Source organism: Nocardiopsis codii, from assembly GCF_036327455.1.
Lineage (GTDB): Bacteria > Actinomycetota > Actinomycetes > Streptosporangiales > Streptosporangiaceae > Nocardiopsis > Nocardiopsis codii.
In genome coordinates, this window is record NZ_JAUZMY010000008.1 from 146867 (window position 1) to 163385 (window position 16519).

The 16519-nt window shown below is 69.1% G+C and carries 15 protein-coding genes; 13 read left to right on the forward strand and 2 right to left on the reverse strand.

What is annotated here, in order from left to right; translation table 11 throughout:
- The first annotated feature begins 63 nt into the window (after window positions 1-63).
- Together Q8791_RS10545 and Q8791_RS10550 are read left to right on the forward strand one after the other, a co-directional pair.
- Window positions 64-726 carry an HAD-IA family hydrolase gene (locus Q8791_RS10545; RefSeq protein ID WP_330091453.1) on the forward strand — a complete coding sequence of 221 codons (663 nt, stop codon included), beginning with the start codon at window positions 64-66 and terminating at the stop codon, window positions 724-726.
- A 222-nt stretch (window positions 727-948) separates the two neighbouring features.
- Window positions 949-1482 carry a dihydrofolate reductase family protein gene (locus tag Q8791_RS10550; protein WP_330091454.1) on the forward strand — a complete coding sequence of 178 codons (534 nt, stop codon included), beginning with the start codon at window positions 949-951 and terminating at the stop codon, window positions 1480-1482.
- Between the two features lie 583 nt (window positions 1483-2065).
- Here Q8791_RS10550 and Q8791_RS10555 read toward each other — a convergent pair.
- Entirely contained in the window at window positions 2066-2653 is a 588-nt protein-coding gene (locus tag Q8791_RS10555) for a peptidoglycan-binding domain-containing protein (protein WP_330091455.1), read from the reverse strand.
- Window positions 2654-3144: 491 nt separating this feature from the next.
- Here Q8791_RS10555 and Q8791_RS10560 point away from each other — a divergent pair, with 491 nt between their 5' ends.
- Together Q8791_RS10560 and Q8791_RS10565 are read left to right on the forward strand one after the other, a co-directional pair.
- Window positions 3145-3414 carry a hypothetical protein gene (locus Q8791_RS10560; protein WP_330091456.1) on the forward strand — a complete coding sequence of 90 codons (270 nt, stop codon included), beginning with the start codon at window positions 3145-3147 and terminating at the stop codon, window positions 3412-3414.
- Complete coding sequence (locus tag Q8791_RS10565) at window positions 3411-4250, forward strand: SDR family oxidoreductase (RefSeq protein ID WP_330091457.1); 840 nt, start codon at window positions 3411-3413, stop codon at window positions 4248-4250. The genes Q8791_RS10560 and Q8791_RS10565 overlap by 4 nt, the downstream gene beginning before the upstream one ends.
- 130 nt (window positions 4251-4380) lie before the next feature.
- Here Q8791_RS10565 and Q8791_RS10570 read toward each other — a convergent pair whose 3' ends face one another.
- Window positions 4381-5610, reverse strand: coding sequence for an erythromycin esterase family protein (locus tag Q8791_RS10570; RefSeq protein WP_330091458.1), 1230 nt, complete (start codon window positions 5608-5610; stop codon window positions 4381-4383).
- Between the two features lie 58 nt (window positions 5611-5668).
- Between Q8791_RS10570 and Q8791_RS10575 the strand changes: the two genes are divergently transcribed.
- The 9 genes from Q8791_RS10575 to Q8791_RS10615 all read left to right on the forward strand — a co-directional run bounded on the left by Q8791_RS10575 (window position 5669) and on the right by Q8791_RS10615 (window position 16508).
- A complete protein-coding gene (locus tag Q8791_RS10575) occupies window positions 5669-6448 on the forward strand; it encodes a TioE family transcriptional regulator (RefSeq protein WP_330091459.1) in 780 nt (259 codons plus the stop codon).
- A 1077-nt stretch (window positions 6449-7525) separates the two neighbouring features.
- Window positions 7526-8686, forward strand: a complete 1161-nt coding sequence (locus Q8791_RS10580; protein ID WP_330091537.1) for an ATP-grasp domain-containing protein — start codon at window positions 7526-7528, stop codon at window positions 8684-8686.
- Window positions 8683-9927: an ATP-grasp domain-containing protein gene (locus tag Q8791_RS10585; protein WP_330091460.1), complete on the forward strand. Its 1245-nt coding sequence runs from the start codon at window positions 8683-8685 to the stop codon at window positions 9925-9927. The genes Q8791_RS10580 and Q8791_RS10585 overlap by 4 nt, the downstream gene beginning before the upstream one ends.
- A complete protein-coding gene (locus Q8791_RS10590) occupies window positions 9924-11354 on the forward strand; it encodes a coproporphyrinogen-III oxidase family protein (RefSeq protein WP_330091461.1) in 1431 nt (476 codons plus the stop codon). The genes Q8791_RS10585 and Q8791_RS10590 overlap by 4 nt, the downstream gene beginning before the upstream one ends.
- A complete protein-coding gene (locus tag Q8791_RS10595; RefSeq protein ID WP_330091462.1) occupies window positions 11351-12610 on the forward strand; it encodes an MFS transporter in 1260 nt (419 codons plus the stop codon). The genes Q8791_RS10590 and Q8791_RS10595 overlap by 4 nt, the downstream gene beginning before the upstream one ends.
- Window positions 12603-13817, forward strand: coding sequence for an ATP-grasp domain-containing protein (locus tag Q8791_RS10600; protein WP_330091463.1), 1215 nt, complete (start codon window positions 12603-12605; stop codon window positions 13815-13817). Before Q8791_RS10595 ends, Q8791_RS10600 begins: the two co-directional genes overlap by 8 nt.
- Window positions 13817-14203 carry an adenosylmethionine decarboxylase gene (gene speD / locus Q8791_RS10605; protein ID WP_330091464.1) on the forward strand — a complete coding sequence of 129 codons (387 nt, stop codon included), beginning with the start codon at window positions 13817-13819 and terminating at the stop codon, window positions 14201-14203. Before Q8791_RS10600 ends, speD begins: the two co-directional genes overlap by 1 nt.
- Before the next feature lie 308 nt (window positions 14204-14511).
- Entirely contained in the window at window positions 14512-15504 is a 993-nt protein-coding gene (locus tag Q8791_RS10610) for a tryptophan 2,3-dioxygenase (protein WP_330091465.1), read from the forward strand.
- Window positions 15505-15518: 14 nt separating this feature from the next.
- Complete coding sequence (locus Q8791_RS10615; protein ID WP_330091466.1) at window positions 15519-16508, forward strand: methyltransferase; 990 nt, start codon at window positions 15519-15521, stop codon at window positions 16506-16508.
- Window positions 16509-16519: the final 11 nt, after the last annotated feature.

Consider the following 16519-nt stretch of genomic DNA (forward strand, 5'->3'; position numbering starts at 1 on the left):
TGCCTCACCCGACCCCAGCCCGTTCAGCCCCGGACCCCCGCACCAGGAAAGGCCCCCGCCACGATGCCCCACCAGCCCAGCATCCGCACCCGCGGCTTCCTCTTCGACATGGACGGCACCCTGGTGGACTCCACCGCCGTCGTCGAGGCGATCTGGACCGGGTTCGCCCGCGAGCACGGACTCGACGCACAGGAGATCCTCGGCTTCTCGCACGGCCGCCAGACCGCCGACACCCTGGCGAGGTTCCTGCCCCGTCTGGACCCCGCCGAACGGGCGCGGATCGAGCGCGACCTGGCCGAACAGGAGTTCGCCCGCACCGAGGGCATCGCCGAGATCCCCGGAGCGGCCGCGCTGCTCTCGGCGCTGCGGGAGGCCGGCGCGCCGGTCGCGATGGTCACCAGCGCGTCGCGCGACCTGGCACTGGCGCGGATGAGGCTGGCCTCGGTGCCCGTGCCCGACGTCGTCATCGCCGCCGAGGACGCCACACGTTCCAAACCGGCCCCCGACGGCTACCTCCGGGCCGCCGGACTGCTCGGAGTGCCCGCGGACGCCTGCACGGTGTTCGAGGACGCCGAGGCGGGTCTGCGGGCCGGGCTCGCTTCCCGGGCCGCGGTCGTGGTGGTCGGCGGCCATGTCTCGGCCACCACGGAGGGGCTCACCCGGATCCCCGACTACACGAGCCTGACCGTCTCCGCCGGGGAAGGCGCCTTCTCGCTGAACGCCTGACCGCGCACACGGCAGCGCCCGCGCGGCGGCCACGGGAACCCGAGGGGCGCGGGCGCTGTCCCAGGTCAGGGGAGGGGCCGCCCCAACGGGAGTCCCGGGTGCTGGCCGGACCCTGGCGGGGGCCTCCGAGGTCCGTGCGGGGCCTCGGAGGCCGGCCGACACGAACCGAACAGCGCAAGATCCGTCAAGCCGGCCGTGCGAGTCCGTCGCTACGGTTCTGACATGACCACATTTCACGCATTCCTCGGGTGCAGCCTCGACGGGTTCATCGCGGGCCCCAACGACGAACTGGACTGGTTGACCGTCTTCGACAACACCGGATACGAGGACTTCTTCGCCTCCGTCGACGCCCTGGCGATGGGGCGCGGAAGCTATGACGTCATGCGAGCGATGGCGCAGGACCACTACCGGGGCAGGCCGATCCACGTGCTCTCCACGACGTTGGCCGCCGGCCCCCACCCCGACATGGGGCGTTCGCCGGTGACGGTTCACCCGGACATCCCCGCGCTGCAGAAGGCACTCGCCGATGCGGGGGTGAGGCGCGTGTACGCCGATGGAGGCAGAACCGTTCAGGCGTTCCTGGCCGCCGGTCTGCTCTCGGACCTCACGGTGACCCGTGTTCCCGTGCTTCTCGGCAGGGGAATCCCCCTCTTCGGACCCGATCCCGGCCCCCTGCGGCCGCACCTGGTCTCCTCGCACGCGACGGACCAGGGTGCCGTCCAGTCCGTCTACGGCTTCTCGGCAGACGGTCACTGATCTGCGCGGACGAGGAGAAGGCGGCCGACCGCCACAGGTCCGTGGACCTCGCGGGGGAGCCCGACGATCGCCGGCCCGATGACGGCTGTCGATCAGCCGTCGGCGGGAAGTCGTGTTTGCGCGCCTTGTGACGGGTAGGGGTTCGGGTGCGCACCTGTGCGTCCCGTCCCGCGGGTCGCGGCCTTGCCGGCCGCGCGGATCCGGGGTGGGGCAGGAGCGGGTGCGGGGCCGAGCGCAGTCGGGGGAAGGCGCCGGCCGTGCCGGACCACCTGAGTCGGGGGACTCGGAGGTTCCGGCGAGACGAGGGAGCCCCCGCGCGACCGAGCGTCGCGCGGGGGCTCTCCCATGCCCGGGGTCCTCGGCCCGGAGCGGCCCGCGCGATGAGGCCGGGGGCCGGACCGTGCCTGGTCCGCCGCGTTGTTCGGTGTACGCGGGTTCCGAGCAGCGCCGACACACCACGTCCACCGGGGCGCCGCCGACCACTGAGGTGTGACGGTGGAGCGCACGAGGCCCCCGCGGGCGGTGCCGCGGGGGCCTCCGTCGAGCCCGGCCCGGGGGACGCGCGTCCCCCCGGGGGGCGGGGTTATGCGGCGACCAGTGCCTGGAAGGTGGCCGCGTCGACCACGCCGTCGGCATCGAGTCCGACCTCCTGCTGGAAGTCCGTGACGGCGTCGTGCGTGGCGGTGCCGAAGGCGCCCCGACCTGGGGTGTCGGTGGAGAACCCGTCCTCCGCGAGGTCGTATCCGTGCTTCTGCTGCAGCGCTGTCTGAACCGCGCTGACGGCGTAGCTCTCATCGCCCTGCTGCACCGGGCCGGCGTCCTCGACCAGGAACTCCCAACTGCGCGCGTCCAGCACACCGGTGACCTTCAGGTCGGTGTCCTGCTGGTAGTCCATGAGGGAGTCGAGTGCCCGGTCGTCGAGTACGTGGTCGACGACCTTGTAGGGCTCGAAGTAGCCCTGCTCCCACAGCAGGTACTTGGCGACCGCCACGTCCCACCCCATCTGGCCCTTCGAGTACTCCGGCCATGCGCTGCTCTGGACGGCGGTCGAGGCAGGGAGCGAGGTGCCTGCACCGTCGGCCGCGGCGGCCGGTGCTCCGGCCAGGCCCACCCCGGCCGCCAGGGTTCCGGAGGCGACGAGGGCGGTGACGGTTCGTGCGGTTCGCGCCATGTGGGGTCTCCCCTTTCCGTTGGATCCCGCGGGACCCCGGCGGTCCCGCTGTCAGAGGATCCGCTGCGACGGAAAGCGGCTCCCCGCCGCAGCCTTGTGCTCGCCTCTGCCCACAGCCGTCCGAGGAAAACGGGGCAGGAGGGCCGCAGGTGGCCTCGTGCAGGTGATGCGCTGGGACGACGGCGTTCGATCTTCGTCGTCGGGATCGGCCGTCGCCGCGCCTTCGACGTGATCACACGGGTGGTGCGCCCTGTCGCACGACTCGCGCATCGCGAAGGGCGACGACCGTGCCCGCGGTCGGCGGCGCTTCTCCCCGGTCGCGGGCGGCCAGCACTCCGGTGGTGTCCCGCAGTCGGGGGGCGATGAGCGCGTCTCGGAGGCGGCTGCGGATCGGCGGAGTCAAGCGGAGCGTGCATCCCGCTTGTTGCGTAGGGTGGCGGGCGAAAAGCGGAATGTCCTTTCCTTTTGGTCCGCGCTCTCCCGGAGGCGATATGACGGACAGCCCGCGACCCCGCAGGGCGGACGCCGCACGCAACCGCGCACGGGTCCTGGAGGCCGCGTTCGAGGTGTTCTCCGAACGGGGGCGCGGCGGTGTCGGCCCCGAGGAGATCAAGGCGCTGGTGGGGGCGTGCTACACGGTGCGCGCCCACGGCGAGGACCTGGTCGCGCCGGTGGTGGCGGTCGTTCTCGACGGCCTCCGCCCCCGCGGCGCCGAACAGACCCTCCGCGCCCCCGAAACGAAGGAGAACGAGCACTCATGAACGATGTCCTGGTCATCATCGGCGCCGGCGGGATGGGCGAGGCGATCGCGCGACGCTGCGCCTCCGGCAGACACGTGTTGCTCGCGGACGTCGACCGCGACCTGCTGGCACAGGTCGCCGAACGCCTGAGGGGCGACGGGTTCGATGTCTCGGCACACCCGGTCGACGTGTCCTCGGCCCCGTCGGTGACACGCCTCGCCGTCGCCGCGGCCGAGCTCGGACCGATCACCGCGGCGGTCCACACCGCCGGGCTCTCTCCCGCGCAGGCGTCGGCGGACGCGATCCTGCGCGTCGACCTGCTCGGAGTCGCCCACTTCCTCGACGCCTTCGCCGGTGTCATCTCACCCGGTGGTGCGGGCGTGGTGATCGCGAGCATGGCCGGCGCCCTGAGCGCGGGCCGACTTCCCGCGGAGATCGAGGCCGCACTGGCGACGACGCCGACCGACCGGCTCATGTCCCTGTCGTTGCTGCAGGACGAGGCCCTCTCCGATCCCGGTGCGGCGTACTCGCTGGCCAAGCGCGCCAACCAGCTTCGGGTGCAGGCGGCCGGCCTGGCGTGGGGAGCCCGCGGGGCCCGGGTGAACAGCATCAGCCCCGGGGTCATCTCCACCCCGATGGGGCAGCAGGAGTTGGCCGGTGAGTCCGGCACACAGATTCGCGCCCTTCTGGCCGGGTCCGCCGCCCGGCGTCCCGGTACCCCCAGCGACATCGCCGCGGCGGCGGCGTTCCTGATCGGGCCGGACGCCGCCTACGTCACCGGCACCGACCTTCTGGTCGACGGCGGCGCCGTGGCCGGTGTCCGCAACGGGGCGCTCCAGACCGGGCCCGCACGATGAGCGACGCCTGAGCCCTGGGCGGGGTGGGTGCTCCAGCCCGGGGCCGTGCTGCGTTCCGGCGGTCCGACGTGGTCGGTGACGCGTCCCCACGCGCCACGGCGTCGCACCGTCCCATGCGGACGGGCACCGGTCAGTCGTCGCCGGACACCGCGGACGCCTGGCTCGGCCAGGCGTCCCTGACGAACACGATCCCGTCGGTGCCGGCCACCTGGACCGGATCGAGCGGAGCGTAACCGAACCAGGGGGACACCCGGGCCGCGGGCTCCGCGTCGGCGACGGCAGCGGCCAGCCGACGGGAGTCGACGACGCAACGCTCCTCCGGGAGCGCGTACAGCAGCCCCTCGACGGTGTCCGGGGGAGGGGCGTCCACCCCCTGGTGGTGCAGCGTGCCGACCGCCGTGGCCAGGAAGGCGTACCCCTCGCCCAGGCGGGTGCTCACGATCGCGCCGGCGCTCCACCACTCCAGCGGCAGGTCGCCCAGCCGCATCGAACTCTTGTCCCGCTGCAGGTGGCTGTTGTGGGCGAACACCAGCGTCGGAGCACGTTCGGCGAGGGAGAGCAGGTTGGCGGCCATCATCGAACCCCGCAGGTCCAACAGTCGCCCCATCCGGGCCGGTGACGTGTCGGCCATCCAGAAGTGGTAGCGCAGCAGCCCGGTGGCGGTGCGACCGTACAGGTGTGCCCGGTGCCAGTCCTCCGACGCGGACGCCGCCACCGGCTGCGGGATCCGCGCCTCGAACAGGGCCACCAGGTCATCGGCCAGCAGCCGCAGCTGTGTGGCGTCGGGCCTCTGCCCCACGGACCGGGACGGGTCCATCATCGCGGCGGGTTCGGTCCACCGGTCGTCGGGGCCGAGCAGGCGATCGAGCGTTTCCGGGGTGCAGGGAAGCAGGTCTGCGTCGACCCGTGCGGCGAGGTACGCGTGGAGTGCGGTGAGCGCCTGCCTGGGGCTCGCGCCGCCGGTCATCTCCAGCGGGCCGTCGAAACCGGCGAAGCGGACCCGCTCGGACGCGGGTCGGCCCTCGTTGTGCTCCCGCATCCAGCGCACGAGCTCGCGGTTGGCGGCGGACGCGCCGAACCCGTGGCTGAATCCGTGCTCCATGACCTCGTCGAGGGTGCCGGCGCCCGAGGTGACGTGGTCGTCCACGACGAGCCCTCTCAGGCAGTCGCTCTCGATCGCGATCCACCGGTAGCCCTCCTGCTCGACGAGCTGCCGGAAGAGCTCGTTGCGCACGTCGAGCAGGGTGTCCGCGCCGTGGGTGGGCTCGCCCAGGGCGAGCAGCCGCGGCCGGGGCGGGAGCAGCCCCATCACCGCGGAGGCCTCGACGGCATGGGTGATGTCCTTGATGTCAGTGACCATGCCGTCAACGGTATCTCTGAACCCTCAGTTGAGACTTTTCCACGATATTCTTGGGCTCATGCGTCACAACCTTCAAAACGGTGGCAAACTGAGGCCGATCGATCTGGCGCGCGGGCACGGTCTCTCCACGCAGGCGGTCAGGAACTACGAGGAGGCCGGCATCCTTCCGGCCGCCGACCGCACACTCCACGGGTACCGCACCTACACCCCGCTGCACGCGAAGGCACTGGGCGCGTTCCTCGCCCTGCTGCCCGGCCACGGCCACCCGACGGCCACGGCGATCATGCAGGCCGTCAACCGGGACGCCGCCGACGAGGCATTCCGGCTCATCGACGAGAGCCACGCCCAGCTGCTCGACGACCGCCGCACCCTCCAGGCTGTCGAGGCCGCGCTCCGCGACCTCGAGCCCGCACCCGACGAGGGCGGCGACACGCTCGTCGGCCCCCTGGCGAGAAGGCTCGGACTGCGCCCGGCCACCCTGCGCGCCTGGGAACGCGCCGGCCTGGTCCGGCCGCGCCGCGACCCGCAGACCGGCTACCGGGTCTACGGCGCGGCCGACGTGCGCGACGCCCTCCTCGCCCACCAGCTGAGACGGGGCGGCTACCTTCTCCAACAGATCGCCCCGCTGATCGCCCAGGTCCGTTCCGCGGGAGGCATCGCTCCGCTCGCATCGACGCTGTACGGCTGGCAGGCCCGCCTCTCGGCTCGGGGCCGCGCCATGCTCACCGGCGCCGCCGCGCTGGACGCCTACCTCGCATGCCGGACGGCACCGACCGAAGACGGGCCGGGCACCCGCACCACGGCTTCGTCCGCCGGGTCCGACGCGGACACCCCGTAGCTCCGTCTGATCGCCGCCGTGGTGGTGGAGCGCAGACCGGTCGGAAAGCCGTCAGCACGTGCGCTTCGACGACCTCGACCGCGTCGGGGCGGGGACTCACAGATGAGCTCACCCAACGGGTGCAGGGGGCGGAATTGCGGAAACCCTCCGCGTGGTCGGTGACGGACCGCCACCGCGCCACCAGCCAGTCAGTGCGACGGATCCTCGTGCGACTTCTCCAGGACCAGGTCCCGGGCGCCCATGGCCTGCTGGAACAGCGGTGAGACCGTGGCGACCGCCTCCTCGAACGCCACTTGTCCCAGGGAAGCACATGCAGGTCGGCGACCTCGACCACCGCTTCGGTGGCTCGCACGAAGCTGTGCTCTCCCGTGGACTCAACGTAGATTCGGCCGTTTTCGCCGGATTCCAGCAGGGTGCGCATGGCGTCCGGTGCGCCGGACATCAGAGCGGGATTGTGCGGGGTGATCCCCTGGTCGCGGGGGCCCCTGCGCCGACCGATGGTCGGCGAGGTGTCACTGGGGGCGCGCCGCCGGGTGCGCGCGGTGACGCTGCACGGGGGTTTCCTGTCATTCCTGCATTGGGGAGTATGAGGCTGGCGTTTCTTCTGTGGCGTGAGTGGTCGGAGTCTGGGAGTCGCGAAGGTATATCCCATTCAAGTTTCGTTTCTTTCCGTAGTAGGAACATTACAGATCAAATATCGAATCAATCGTTATCAATGGATCGAAGCCGGGGGGTGTGTTGTCCGAAAGCGGACAGGGACCCCTCGGTCAAGGTGAGTCCTGGTGGGCTCTTGCTCGTCTTTTCCTGGGTTGCTGGGAGTTGTCGCTCGAGGTGTCGGATCCGGGGTTTTCGGCGATATGAGTCGTCTGTGCTGGTAGAAACTTCGTCCTACGCGTGCGCGCGCAAGCGCTTCTAGCTGTTGGGTGAACGCAAGTCAAACTCGATAAATGGGCATTCCGGAACCCGTTTGCCTCCGCCTCGTTCTCGGGGCAGGATCGATTCCAATATCGGTATCTTCGATTTTCGTCGGCGTGGAGGTTGGTCTTGCGCAGACTTCTCATGGTTGGTTGCGGATGGATGGGGCGCCCTTATCTGAGAAGGGCACATGACAGGGGGTTGGAGGTCGCGGTCCTTGACCGTCCGGAGGCCTTCACGTGGCCCGAGACAAAGGAGGCACTCGGTCCCGCGGACCGGACGTACCCGGTCTCCGGACGTGACTATGAGGCGTGGCTCTCCGGTGCCTCCCGGGCCCTGGCGGACGGTTCGGTGGAGGGTGTGATCGCCTTCTCCGAGCCCCACGTACTGGCAGCCGCGATGGTCGCCGAGGAGCTTGGGCTCCCAGGGCCGGGGGTGCGCGCTGCCCTTGTGTCGAGGAACAAGGTCGCCCAACGCGAACTGTTCTATCGTTCCGGGCTTCCGCAACCCGGTTTTCACGTGGCCAGGGATGTGGAATCGGCACTCGCCTGGACGGGCGGCTCCTGGCCCGTGGTGGTCAAGCCCGTCTCCGGCTCGGGCAGTCTCGGTGTGCGAATCGTCCACGGCGAACACGAGATGCGCACCTGGTTCACCGAGCGCGACTCGGAGGAGCCGGCGCTCGTGGAGGAGTACCTGGACCACCCCGAGTACAGCGTCGAGGCGGTGACCGACCATGGGTCGGTGGTCTTCTCCAGCGTGACTGCGAAGACCACCGGCCCACGGCCGTTCTTCGTGGAGACCGAACACCGGATCCCCGCCGACCAGGATGCGGACGACCTGTTGAGGGGCGTCGTCCGCGCCTTGGGCATGGGCAGCGGCATTCTCCACCTGGAGTACCGGGACGCACCCGGGGGACCACGCATCATGGAGGTCGCGGTACGCACCCCTGGGGACTACATCCTCGATGCCGTGGAGGCCGCCCTCGAAGTCGACCTCTACGACGCGGTCGTCGCCGTCGCCTGTGGCGAGCAGCCGTCCCGGATCCAGCCCTCGCAGGGCACAGCCGCCGTCTGGTTCCCCACCCCGGAACCGGGCGAGGTGGTGGACATCGTGGGAGTCGACGCCGTCACCTCCCACGAGGGCGTGGTGAAGGTGGAGATCGACGTCGAACCCGGCAGCACCGTTCACCCCATGCGCTCGTCCATGGACCGGGTCGGGGTTGTGATCGTCCGGGCCGATACCCCGGACGTGCTTGAGGCACGGCTCAAGACGGTTCGCGAAGAGCTCGGGTTCCGGACGGTCCCGCCGGGGGAGGGGCGATGACTGTGCTTCCTGCCGCGCCCGCAGCCGTCGCCCTCGGCGACGTGGTGCTCGTCAACCCCCTCATGACGGGCTACGGCTTCAAACGCGCCTGCCGTGAGCGGGGCTTGCGTGTGGTGTCCTTGTACACCCTGGAGCTCGGTCTGCTGTCCGCGTTGCAGGCCGACTACACGAGGGGGGACGACCTCTCCCTGTACGCCCACGACGCCGAGACGGCGGAGGAACTGGTGGGGTCGACCGTACGCGCGGTCGTGCCGACCACCGAACCCTCGATCGTCGTCGCCGACCGACTCGGTGGCGTGCTCGGGGTTCCGGGCAACCCCGCAGCCACGGCCCTCGCCCGCCGGAACAAGGCGGCGATGCGCCTGCACGCCGTGGCCAGGGGCATCCCGGTGCCCGCTTTCGAGGCTGTCGCCACGGAGGACGTCCCGACGTCCGTGGCCCGTGTCGGTTACCCCGCGATCGTCAAACCCGCGACCGGCGCGGGCGCTCAGGGAATCGCCCTGGTTGCCGAGGCGGAGGCGACCGCTTCCCTCGACCTTTCTGCCGTCGACACCTTCGGCTCCCCGATCTGCACCTGGCTCGTAGAGCGCTATGTCCGGGGCCGGGAACTGGCGGTGAACACGTTCTCCCAGGGCGGGCGACACCGGGTGCTGGACGTGTGGGAGTACTGCCAACCCTCCGACGGCGACTACGACCAGCCCTACTGGGACGTGGTGCAGTTGTCCGCCGAGGATCCCGACCTCGCCGCTGCGGCAGACCTCGCCCTTCGGACGCTGGACGCCTACGAGGTGGAGCTGGGCCCTGCGCATGTCGAGGTCAAGGTCGGCGAGGACGGTGCTTTCCTGATCGAGATCGCGACCCGCCTGCCCGGCGCTCACATGGTCGACCACTGGGAGCGCAACAGCGCTATCCGTCCCTTCGCGGACACCCTGGCCGCCTACCTGGGTGAGGACACAGGGCTGTTGGAGCGCGACCTCGGCTTCGACCGGATCCTCGGGGTCTGCTGCCTACGCAACGACGACCGTCCCGGCACGGTCGCCTCACTGACCGGGGCCGAGGAGCTCGCAGGTCTGCCCGGGGTCGACGACGTCTTCCTCCAGGTCTCGCCCGGGGACACCATCCCGCTCACCCGAGACCTGGGCAGTCTCCTTGGTTTCGTCCTCGTCAGCGCCCCGGGGCTCGACGCCCTGCGCGAGCGCATGTCCTTCGTCCGTTCGCACACGAAACTGGAGTTCGCATGATCAATCTGGTCCCGGGCAAGTCCCTGATGAAATTCGACCAGCAGCTGCCCGTCTACAACTGGCTCTATCCGATGAAGGGCCAGGAGCTCGACACCGTCACCCACCACGATTTCTACAGTGGTGTCGGTACGGAGGGGGTCCGTAGCCGGGCCTTGTATTTCCACATCCCTTTCTGCGACACCATCTGTACCTTCTGCACACTCAACCGGGGCCTGGGAAGCACCGGCGACGAACAGATCGAGACCTACGTGCGGGCCCTGGTCAAAGAGATCGAGTTGAAGGGCCGGTACGCGTCGCTGACCTCCCTACCGATTCGGGCGATCTTCTTCGGCGGCGGAACCCCCTCGACGCTGTCCGCTGAGCAGATCCGTCGGATCGGCCACGCAATCCACGAGAACTTCGACCTCTCCGAGCTGCGGGAATTCACCTTCGAGACCGAGGTGAAGAGCGTGGACGAGGCCAAGTGTGCGGCGATGCGCGATATCGGGGTGAACAAGGTCCGCTTCGGCCTCCAGACCCTGGACCCGGTCTACCGGGAGCTGTTCAATGTGACCGCGACGCTGGACCAGGAGTACGAGGCGGTCGAACTGTTCCGCCGCTACTTCGACTACACCAGCTTCGACATGATCTACGGCATGCACGGCCAGTCCTTCGAGGCCTTCTCGCGGGACATCGAGAAGGCTGTCGGCATGGGAACCGAGACCATCGAGCTGTACCCCATCACCAACATCGTGACGCAGGCCCCCCTGCACAAGGGCTACGCGGAGAAGGGGCTGGAGCCCCTGTCCTTCACCCACAAGATGGCCATGACCATCTACCTCAACCAGTACATGCGCGCGGCCGGCTTCCAACAGCACAACGGACACGGCTTCCTCCGGCTTCCCGAGGGTCAGGAGCCCGGTCCGCACTTCGTCTCGCGTGACTACACGAACCTGTACAACACGCACACCTGGTCGCACCATGACGACGAGCTGATCGGCTTCGGTAACAGTGGCATCTCCCAGCTCGGCAAGTACACCGTCATGAACGACGAGAACCGAGCCACCTACGTGCGGCGCATGCTGGAGGACGGCGACGTCAAAATCAACCTGAGCATCGCTGACGACGTCCCCTACGAGCGCGGGGTGGTCTTCCACCTGCCGTACTTCGGCTACCTGAAGAAGGAGCGCATCCTCTGGAACCGGGTTCCCGCGGAGATTCCGCACAAGCTCGACAGGCTCGTCGCCGAGCGCATGCTCGTCGAGGACGAAGACGAGTACCGCGTCACCGAGTTGGGTTGGATCTGGTACGTCAACATGATGTACTACCTGTCCCCCGAGTCCGACCAGCGCATCCTCGACGACTTCGTCGCCCTCAAGCGGCGGACACGCGGCTTGACCGACGGTGACAACCGCATGCTCCCGCTACTGGACCAGGTGGGCGTATGAGCCGGTCCGCCTGGAGCTTCACCCCGGACGAGCGTAGTCTCATCGCCGGAGCCCTCCTGAACTCGATGGCGTTCTTCGCCGTCCTGCCGTTCGCCTCGCTCTACCTTGCCGACCGCACTGAGCTCAGCACCCCGCTGATCGGCGCGGTCGTCGGTGGCATCGCCCTCGTCGCTGCGGTGGGCGGCCTGTTCGGCGGCATGCTGGTGGACCGTTCGCGCGCGGTGCGGTTGATGAGCCTCGGCCTGGCCGCCAACGTCGTCGTTTACTGCATGCTCGCCCTGGTGCAGACCCCCGCGCTCGTCGTCGCCCTCCTGCTGATGCTCGGTGCGGCACGTACCCTCGTCGAACCCGGTATGAAGAAGCTTCTCTCCCTTGCTGACACCGGAGACGGGAGGATCTTCCGGGTCCGGTACATCACGCTGTGCCTGGGGGCGATTATCGGCCCCGCAGTGGGCGCCGTGCTCTACAACGTGAGCCTCACGGCCTTCTTCCTCGTGCCGGCAGCCCTCTTCGTCCTGTACCTGGTGCTTGTACTGGCGCGGGCCCGGTCGCTGAACGCCCTGGAGGGGGACGGGACCCCGACCTCGCGTACCGCCGGTTCCATGGCCGATTCCATGGGGACGGCTCTCCGGGATCGGTCCCTGCTGCTCGCGGTCGGCGCGGGAGCCGTGATCTTCCTGGTCTTCTCCCAGATCGAGTCGATCATTCCCCTGTACATGCGGGAACAGTACGCCGAGCGCACCGAGTACCTGTTCGCTCTGCTTCTCGTCTGCAACGCGGTTCTCGCGCTGGCCATGCAGCCGATGATCATATGGCTGTCGGAGAAGCTTCCCCGGCGAGCGCTGATCACACTGGGCTGTGCGTCCTTCGCCCTGGCCTTCGCGTTCTTCTGGCTGAGCCCCCTCCATCTCGCGATGCTGTACATCGGAGTCGTCTTCTGGACACTCGGTGAGGCAGTACTGCTTCCCCTTCCCGATATAGCCGTGCACGAGCTGGCGGTGGACGAGCGAAAGGGCACGTACTTCGGACTGGCCGAGCTGCGCCACCTGGGGTTCTTCGTCGGGCCCGTGGTGGGCGGATGGCTCCTGGACGTCAATGTCTCCTCCTACTTCCTGTTCATGGGGTTGTTCATCTTCCTGTGTCTCCCCCTGCTCACACGGATTCGCCCGGTGGGCGCGGAGACCGGGAACAACAGTTTCGACACGCCGACTCCGGCCCAGACTCACACGTCGGGCGAGGCGGTGAGCCATGAATAGCGGTCACGAACCCGGAACCGTCGTCATCGTCCACCGGGTGCCGGTCAGCGTCACTCCGCTGCACGAGTGGCTACCGGAGGTCCGGGACCGGGTTGTCCTCGTCACCTCTACAGAGTCCGCCGACGGGTACCGGAAGGTGTTCGAGCAAGTCGTCGCCGTGGACGACTACTCGCACAGCCAGGCCGTGGTGGAGCAGTTGGACGAGCTGTGCCGCACCCGCCGGGTCGAGCGGATCGTGTGCGGAACCGAGGACGACGCCCTGCGGGTCTCCGCCGCACGCGAACGCTGGGGAATCCCTGGGACGACCGTGCACGACGCCCTGCTCCACCGGGACAAGCTCCTGATGAAGGACGCGGTCTCGAAGGTGGTTCGCACCCCCCGCTACTCGGCGCCCCGAACCCCGGACGAAGCCGTGGAGTTCGCTGAGCGGACCGGCTGGCCCGTTGTCGTCAAACCGCGTCTGGGGTATGGGTCCCGGGGAGTGCGAGTGGTGGGCGACGCAGACTCTCTCCGCAGGGAGTTGGCGGGTCGACCGGGCGATGACCTCCTCCTGGAGGAGTTCGTTCCCGGCACGGTCCACCATGTCGACGGTTTCACCCACCGCGGCGAGGTCCTCTGGTCGGTGTCCTCGCGTTATCTGAACAACTGCCTGTCCTGGCAGGAGGGGAGGTCCCTGGGCAGCGCGCAGATGGACCCCGAGGACGCCCTCGCCCGTCGGCTCGGTGTTTTCGCGCGGGCGGTGGCGGGCGCGCTCCCGCTCCCGGAACCGACGCCGTTCCACCTGGAGGTGTTCCGGCACTCCGTGACCGACGAGCTGTACTTCTGTGAGACGGCAGCCCGCACCGGTGGCGGCTACATCCTCGACGTGCTCGAACGCGCGACCGGGATGAACTGCGTCCGTGAGTGGTACCGGGAGCAGAGCGGGCTCTCGCACCGTGCCGACCGACCTGAGCCCACCGCCGAACGCTACGGGTTCCTCCTGGTGCCGCCCCGCCAAGGGAGGCTGCGGTCGATCGCCGGCGATCAGCCGGGATACGCGGAGGTCAGGGTGAACGCGTCGCCTCCCCAGGTCTTCGACGCGGCAGCCGCCAGTACCGACACGGTCATGGGAGCGATCGTGTCGGGGACCTCCAACGAAACGGTTGAGGAACGGCTGGTCTCGTGCATGGAGTGGGCGACGCGGGCCATGGAATGGGAGACGGTGTAATGGATTTCGACTTCACCGGTGTGCACGTGTTGTGTGACATCAGCGAGGTGGCGCCGGAACTGATAGAGAACGACGCCCTCGTCCTGGAAGCGGTGCTGCGGGGAATCAAGGCTTCGGGCGCGACCCTGTGCGGGACCCAGTCCGAGAAGTTCGAGCCATTGGGGGTGACAGCGGTCTTCGTGCTCTCCGAATCGCATGTCTCCGTCCATACCTATCCCGAGCGGCGTTCGCTGTTCGTTGACGCCTTCACCTGCGGGACCCGCTGCGACCCGGAGCTGATCGTGGAGGAGGTCCTGCGGACACTCGGCCCCTGTGAGACCAGGACCAGCGTCATCCATCGGGGCACCCCCGTCCGGAGCCTGGTGAGAGCCGCGGAGGCGACGTGAGCACCTCGACCGGCATAGTGCGGGCCGCGGGCACCTTCGGTCCGGAGGAGTCCGGTATCGGTGGAACGAGTTTGCGGGTGCTGCCGACCACGGACTGTCGCAGGGCGTTGGTGACCGCGCGCCGCGCGGTGCGTCTGTGGTCACAGGGGCGGGTCGCGGGGCAGCTGTGCGCCTTTCCGTTCGCGGAGGTCCTCACACACCTGAGGTCGGTGGGGCGATTACAGGTGGACCCGGACCTGCGTGCTGAGCTCTTGGCTGCGCGAGTCCATGCGTGGCCCGGAGCGGGGTTGCTCCGGGAGTGGCTGCCCATGGCCCTCGATCAGGAGGATGGCGACTACGACTCCTACGTGGGCAACACAGTGCTGACCGCCGCATCGACCTCCGACGGCGTCCTGGGCTCGGAGCAGATGGTGGATGCGACCCTGGTCGCCGCCGCCGCGGACCTGGTCCTGCTGGAGGCCGAGACGTTGACGGCACACCCCACCAGGGCCCAAGCCGTCCGAGTGCGCGCCACGGCCCGTGTTCTCACGCTCTCGAACGAACTCGCCCCGGGCTTCGCGCTGCCGCGTCGGGAGCTCGACGCGCTCTCGGAGCTGTTGGACCGATGGGACGAGACGAGCGACGCGGGACGGGCCCACACAGCCCATCGATGCGCGATGGCTGTGGTCGGGCAGGTGCCCTCGGTGGTCCGGGACGCTGTGAACATCACCCTCCTCCCCACCACCAGGATGCACGACGAGCAGATGTTCGTGCGGTGCATCCAGATCTTCGAGAGTCTGTACCGGCAGGTTGCCGACCGGATCGCGCAGAGCATCATCGCGCTGGATTCGGGGGACACGGCCAGGCCGCTCGCCCTGTTGGGGGAGGCCGCCAACAGGGTGCGGGCCACCCAAGGGCTCTACCGGGTGCTGACCACCATGCCTCCCGACGCGTTCGCGGTCATCCGCGCGCACACGAACGGGCGGAGCGCGGTGCAGTCCCGCCCCTACCGCCAGGTGGAGGATTTGAGCGCGCCGCGTCCTTCCGACGGCCAAGGGCCGGGGGAAGCACACGGGATGACCCTCCAGGGAACTCTGCTCCTCCGAGAGGCGGACCTGGGCTCGCAGCCCGCGGCCGACATACGAAAGGTGATGCGCGAACTCGACTCCGCATGGCGGGCGATGAAGCGCAGCCACTGGGGCGTGACCCTGAAGACCATCGGGAGAGTATCCGGCACAGGTGGCACGGCGGGTGCCGACTACCTTCGGGCGACTGCCCAACGCGCCCTCTTCCCACTTCTGACAACGAACACGCCGACTTGACAGGGGGAGCATCCGTGAACACGAAGAACGCCGGGCACCACAACACAGCCATGCGGCGAACCATCATGGGGTTCATCGTCTCCCAGACCGTCTGCGCCGTCTCCCGGGTGGGGATCCCCGATCTGCTGGCGCACGGCCCGCGGGATGTCGCAGGTCTCGCAGAGGCCAGCGGTACCGATCCGGGGGCGCTGGCGAGATTCCTGCGCGTGCTGGCAGCCGAGGAGATCCTCGTCGAGGTGGAGCCCGGCGTCTACGCACTTTCCCCCACCGGTGAACTCCTGCGCGGAGACATTCCCGGGTCCCTGCGCCACTTCACCGAGCTGATGTCGGCGGAGGCATACACAGTGTGGGGCGCGGCGGAGGAGTCGCTGCGCGGAGGCGGTCCAGCCTTCCCGTCGGTGTTCGGCCTCCCCTACTTCGAGTGGCTGGCGGTACGGCCGGAGGCAGCCGAACGGTTCGATCGTTCCCAAGCAGGGCTGGTGGAACTACGACTCCTGCCCCTGTTGGAATGGGACTGGCCGGGGGCCTGTTCGGTGGTGGACGTCGGCGGAGGCGACGGGGCCCTGCTCCGGAGGCTGCTCGACGACCACCCCCACCTCTCCGCGACCCTCCTCGACCTCCCCCATGTGGTGGGGAACGCCGAGGAGGACGGGATCGCGCGTGTCGGCGGGAACTTCCTCGAAGAGGTGCCCGCAGGCGCCGACGTGTACGTGCTCTCACAGATCCTGCACGACTGGGACGATACCGACGCCCTGAGTGTCCTGCGTGCCTGCCGCGAGGCGATGCCAGCCCACGGCCGACTGCTGGTGGTCGAACAGGTCCTGCGGGGGGGCGGCGGCCCCGACCCCGCGCTCCTCCTGGACCTGCACATGTTGGTGCTCCTCGGGGGGAGGGAGCGGGACAGACGGGAGTGGGAAAGCCTCTTCGAGAGGGGCGGGTTCATCCTGACGTCGGTTCGTACCGGCCCCAGGTCCACATTGCTGGAGGCCCTACCGGAGGGGTGAGACCGTCGCGG